The 1,765-nt window shown below is 58.1% G+C and carries 3 protein-coding genes; all 3 read left to right on the forward strand.

The window, feature by feature from the left end; genetic code table 11:
• Positions 1 to 606 (forward strand): pyruvate, water dikinase regulatory protein (locus C0456_RS20390; protein WP_291056494.1); only part of this gene is annotated, 606 nt, incomplete at its 5' end.
• Positions 603 to 1,199, forward strand: coding sequence for a nucleoside triphosphate pyrophosphatase (locus C0456_RS20395; protein WP_287390371.1), 597 nt, complete (start codon positions 603 to 605; stop codon positions 1,197 to 1,199). The genes C0456_RS20390 and C0456_RS20395, both read left to right, overlap by 4 nt.
• The coding region (locus tag C0456_RS20400; protein WP_367179326.1) for a shikimate dehydrogenase at positions 1,196 to 1,765 on the forward strand (570 nt) is incomplete at its 3' end. The genes C0456_RS20395 and C0456_RS20400, both read left to right, overlap by 4 nt.

Genomic DNA, 1,765 nt, shown 5'->3' on the forward strand with positions numbered 1-1,765 from the left:
CGGCAAAGTCTAGAGTCCCGCTGTCGCGCGCTTGGACTAGCGGCAGTCGCGCCGCTTGATGTGGTGACCGACGCCTTGTCAACCATGCTTGGCCAGCGCGCAAAGGCACGCCCGGGACGACAACATATGCTCGACGCCGCTTATTTCCAGCGTGTTGAAGCGATTCAATTCACGATCGCGCATGATGATGGCGTCGGGCATGAGGATTGGGAGGAAGCGGATATCCTGCTGGCGGGTGTTTCGCGGTCGTCCAAAACGCCTACATCGATTTATCTGGCCAATCGCGGTTACAAGACCGCGAATATTCCGATCGTCATAGAGGTTCCCCCCCCCACTGCGCTGTTTCGGCTACGCAATCCGTTGATTGTCGGTCTGACCACCAGCGCGGACCGGCTGATTCAAGTGCGCCGAAACCGGCTTTTGTCCCTAAACCAAGCCCCAGAGACGAGCTATGTCGATCAGGATGCGGTAACACGCGAAGTTGCCTATGCCCGGCGGATGTTTGCTGATAATGGCTGGCCGGTGATTGATGTCACGCGGCGATCGATCGAAGAAACGGCAGCGGCAATTATTGCGCTGGTCAGTGAGCGCGAGCAACCGCAATGAGGCTCATCCTTGCCTCCGCCAGCGCATCGCGTCAGGCAATGCTCACCGCAGCGGGTGTACATCCTGAAATTTTACCAGCGTCAGTTGATGAGCCCGAAATCAAGGAGGCATTACGTTCAGCCGGTGCTGCGCCGCGCGACATTGCCGATCAGCTTGCCGAGACAAAGGCGGTTCGCATTTCCGGGTCATGTACTGATGCCTTGGTAATTGGTAGTGATTCCGTTGTGATGCTGGCGAATGGCGCGATGCTCGACAAACCGACGTCGCTGACGCAGGCATGCGAGCATCTTCAGGCGATGTCCGGTACGGTTGTTACACTCATCAGTGCGGTGGTCGTGGCGGAGGGGGGCCAACCTGTCTGGCGGCACTGCGATGTCGCCAAACTGCATGTCAGGCCGCTATCGCCCGCGTTTCTCGACCATTATCTCGATACAGAATGGCCCGCGATCAGCCACTGTGTCGGGTGTTTTCGTATCGAAACCATAGGTATTCAGCTGTTCGATCGCATCGACGGCAATTATTTTACCATTCTGGGGATGCCGCTGATCCCGCTATTAGCCTATCTTCGCCTGCGCGGGATCATGCCCTCATGACCTATGCCGAAGTGATTGGCAATCCGATCGCGCACTCGAAATCACCGCTAATCCATCGCTTCTGGTTATCGGCATTGGGTATCGATGCTGATTACCGTGCCGTGCCTGTTTTACCTGTGGAGCTTGCCGGATACTTCGACATGCGGCGGGATGATCCTGCCTGGCGCGGCTGTAACATTACCTTACCGCATAAAATCGCGGCGCTCGATCATGTGAGTGATCCCGGGGAAGTTCGCAGCTCGATCGGTGCCATTAACACGGTGTTTCGCGGTGAGAATGGCGCACTTCAGGGTACCAATACGGATCCGGCAGGGTTTTACGCGCCGCTGGCCGATACCGATTTGGCGGGGAAGCCGGTGGTGGTGATTGGGTCGGGTGGAGCGGCTTGCGCAGTGTTGTTTGCGCTCGCGCGAATGGCGGTTGGCCCGGTCACGGTGCAGGCGCGCAGCCCGCTTAAAGCCGCCGCACTGCTCAGCCGGTTCGGCTTGAAAGGAGAAGCAAAGCCAATCGCGACCACCCTGCCGCCAGCGAGTTTGTTGGTTAATGCCAGCGCACTCGGCATGGCT

Origin of the sequence: Hyphomonas sp. (assembly GCF_013823385.1) — a bacterium.
Lineage (GTDB): Bacteria > Pseudomonadota > Alphaproteobacteria > Caulobacterales > Hyphomonadaceae > Hyphomonas.